Source organism: Bifidobacteriaceae bacterium, assembly GCA_031281585.1.
In the GTDB taxonomy this organism is placed as follows: Bacteria; Actinomycetota; Actinomycetes; order Actinomycetales; family WQXJ01; genus JAIRTF01.
Genome location: JAITFE010000096.1, coordinates 1 through 3131 on the forward strand (window position 1 = coordinate 1; position 3131 = coordinate 3131).

4 protein-coding genes are annotated in these 3131 nt (G+C 67.6%); 2 read left to right on the top strand and 2 right to left on the bottom strand.

Going from position 1 to position 3131, the window contains the following annotated elements; translation table 11 throughout:
* The first annotated feature begins 270 nt into the window (after window positions 1–270).
* Together LBC97_11055 and LBC97_11060 are read left to right on the top strand one after the other, a co-directional pair.
* Entirely contained in the window at window positions 271–531 is a 261-nt protein-coding gene (locus LBC97_11055) for a hypothetical protein (GenBank protein MDR2566567.1), read from the top strand.
* 16 nt (window positions 532–547) lie between these two features.
* Window positions 548–937 (top strand): hypothetical protein, encoded by a 390-nt coding sequence (locus LBC97_11060; GenBank protein ID MDR2566568.1) that lies wholly within the window; start codon window positions 548–550, stop codon window positions 935–937.
* On the opposite strand, the gene LBC97_11065 is transcribed toward LBC97_11060, so the two are convergent.
* Together LBC97_11065 and LBC97_11070 are read right to left on the bottom strand one after the other, a co-directional pair.
* Window positions 882–1703 carry a methyltransferase domain-containing protein gene (locus LBC97_11065; protein MDR2566569.1) on the bottom strand — a complete coding sequence of 274 codons (822 nt, stop codon included), beginning with the start codon at window positions 1701–1703 and terminating at the stop codon, window positions 882–884. The genes LBC97_11060 and LBC97_11065 overlap by 56 nt on opposite strands.
* A 32-nt stretch (window positions 1704–1735) precedes the next feature.
* A complete protein-coding gene (locus tag LBC97_11070; protein MDR2566570.1) occupies window positions 1736–2383 on the bottom strand; it encodes a hypothetical protein in 648 nt (215 codons plus the stop codon).
* Window positions 2384–3131 lie beyond the last annotated feature (748 nt).

A 3131-nucleotide genomic window follows, 5' to 3' on the forward strand; every position in this document is an offset into this window, starting at 1 on the left:
GGCGGTCAGGTGGGCCGCGATGATCAGGGTTGAGGGGACCAGGGCGCCCCGGTCGCGTGACCAGGCGCCCCATTCGCCCGGCGCGGCGCCGCCCTCGTCCGGCCACTCCGCCTCAATCAGCCGGTCCAGCGCGAAGCCCGCTCATCCAGCGCACGAGTTGAGGCCCAATGGTATGGCAAAGGTAAAGCGATTCTCGGGTTCCCGGTCGGGCACGGGACCTTCATCTCGTATATGTAGGATAGTACGTCAGAGATATACCATCTTTTGCCCATGAATAAGAAAGGACAGAGCATGTGGTTCGAGCGCGACTCGTGGTCCGGTTGGCGCGAGTATAGCTACGAGCGCTCTTTCACCTCTTGGACCTCGGACCAAGCGCAAGGAACCAGCATCTTCGCGCGCTGCGGTTCCGGAGGCACCTACAACTACCGTGCCAAGCACATCATTCAAGTTCGGGACGCCGGCTTTGATCTTGGAGATGGAGAGGCAACGTCCTATTCCAGCCGCCACACGTGCGGCATCCGGCCCTATTGAGCTAAGGAGCGATCTCTTGAACGGGCGAGGTGACCGGTGGCGCGCGAAGACGGCGGTCGTCGTCGCGGAGGGCGCCGGTGCGGCGCTCGTCAAGGTCGACATCCGGGACGGGGTGTCCTGCGGTTGGGAGCTTTGGCGAATTACAGATGACGCAACGGTTTTGGTGGGGGTCAGTTCGAGCATGTCGCGGATAGCGGAGGCGGTGGAGTCGATGGGGCCATTCGACGGCGCGGCAGTGCTGCCCAAAGACTCCTGGCGGCCCGTCCGTCTGCCCGCCCGGATCGTGGCGGCGCCCAACAATGCCGTGATCCCGCCCGTGCCCAAGGGCGAACGGCCCGCGAAAGCGGGTTTCAAATGGGGCGTGCCGACCGCTCCCCGATCTCGGCGGTCAGGTGGGCCGCGATGATCAGGGTTGAGGGGACCAGGGCGCCCCGGTCGCGTGACCAGGCGCCCCATTCGCCCGGCGCGGCGCCGCCCTCGGTTTGCCATTCCGGCTCGATCAACTGGTCCAGCGCGAAGCCCGCGCCGGTCAGCGCCGCCACGTGGTCGCCGAGCGTGACGTGGTATTCGGCGTAACTGAGCCGGTCGGCATCGTCCAACTCGAAATAGGCGGTGCGGTCGAAATAGGACCGTCGGACGGCCAGGTCGGCCGGGTCGGGGGAGTCCGGGAAAACCCAGGCGAACGGGTGGGTGGTGGAGAAGACCCAGCGGCCGCCGGGGCGCAGCACCCGCGCGACCTCGCGGTGCACCGCCGCCAGCGACGGTGTGAACGGGAGCGCGCCGAAAGCGGAGAAGGCCAGGTCAAAGCTGGCGGGGGCGAAGGGAAGGGCGGCCGCGTCGGCCTGCACCAGGGCGAAGCCGTCCGTCCCCAGCCGGCGGCCCACCGCCAGCATGCCGGCCGACAGGTCAATCCCGGTGGCCCGGGCGCCCGCCGCGGCCGCCCAACGCGTCCCCTGGGCGGCGCCGCAGCCGACCTCCAAGACGCTCAGACCGGAGACGTCGCCCAGGAGGCGCGCCTCCGCCTCTTCGAGCCCCTCCGGACACCAGACCAGGCGGTCGCTGCCCAAGGACGCGGCGTGCTGGCGGTAGTACTCCTCCGCTCCGGTCTCCCAGTAGGCCACCTCGGGATCTGGCGGGCCGTCACCCGGCGGGGAGCCATAGCCGCAGATCACCGACCCAGTATGGCGCCTGGGCGGGAATGCGGTCAGTCGTCGTCGGGGTGATCGGCCGCGTAGGCCTCGGAGATGTACGGGATCAACTTGACCGGCGCGGCACCGCCCGCCGTCATTTCGAAATCCTCGATCTTCGATTCGGCCGGGATGTCGAACATGATGGAGAAGCGTGGCTGGAAGTCCTTCAGCGTCAGATCGTCGATCTGGCTGCCGCCAACGACCTCGAAGTCGCCTATGCTGTCGAGGTCCTCGTACGTGTTCCCGGCGGCGTCACGAAGGGTGATCGGGTTCGCCTCGAGGTCCTCGAAAAGCCCCTTGTCGGCGTAGCGGAAACCGCCCAGGCCCTCCGGATCCTCGACGTACTTGAAGCAGATCTTCAACAGTTTGCCCTCCACGGTCTGCATGCCGGCCGCCTTGGCCCGGTCTGGGTCGTCAGTGACCAGGTCTATTCCCATGGTGTAGCCGCTCCACTCGATTTCGACCCCGTCCAAAGTCGGATCCTCGACCGGTTCCGGCGATTCGGCGTCCGCGCCGACGCCGCCGCTTTCGGCGTCCGCTTCTGCGCCCGGGTCGCTGGCGCCTGACGAATCGGCACCGCCATAAGTGGTGCAGCCTGCGCCGACCAGGCAGGCCGCCGCCGTGACAGCGATCGCCGCTTTCCTGACGAGCTTGCTGTTCATATCCGTTCCCCTCTTCCAGTTGGGTTGTTGCGGGCTCTTGCCACCAATCTAGGGTCCCGGCGGGGGTTAGTGGTCTGCTCAGAGCAGACAGCGGCGTCAACCCCGTGCCGGGCTCCCCGAGTGGATTCCGCCAGGTTTCCCTGCGCCGGCGGTGTACCGGTCTAACCCGCCGCCGCCCGGTGGTGAGTCTTGCGCTTGCGGGCCGCCGCCTGGCGGCACAGCCTGGCTAGCCCTGTTGCACCGCTTCACCGACCGCGCCATCCTGTTGACCCTTTGCGACGGTGCCCCAAGCCGCATTCATAACCCACAGATTGGCAAATCCTGTCACGCCCCCTTCTTGCCGAACCGTCCAGAAGATCGCGAGACCGGGTACCCTCCTCGCCGACCGGCGGATGCCGCGCGTTCCCGTGTGCCGACCGGGTGGTCCGCGCCCGTTTTGCCTGGGGCCGGTGGTGCACTATTGAGCCGCGGTTGCCTGGGGCAAGTGGCCCCCGGAGGCTGAGGCGATCCTGCCGGGGAGATCGTCCGGGTGACATTGGGACGCCTCGCGGGCCGGGGCCCGCGCAACCGCCGGTAGGATTTTGGTGCCCGTCGAGGTCCGCCGCCCGCGGCGACCGGTTGGGCCGAAGACCGTCGAGAGGAACAGTCATGCGAATTGGAGTGCTCACCGGTGGGGGAGACGTTCCGGGACTCAACGCCGCGATCCGGGCGGTGGTGAAACGTGCCGAGATGGAATACGGGCACTCGG

Coding starts and splice junctions, on each gene's coding strand:
- LBC97_11055 (MDR2566567.1), top strand. CDS start 271: ATGAATAAGAAAGGACAGAGCATGTGGTTCGAGCGCGACTCGTGGTCC.
- LBC97_11070 (MDR2566570.1), bottom strand. CDS start 2,383: ATGAACAGCAAGCTCGTCAGGAAAGCGGCGATCGCTGTCACGGCGGCG.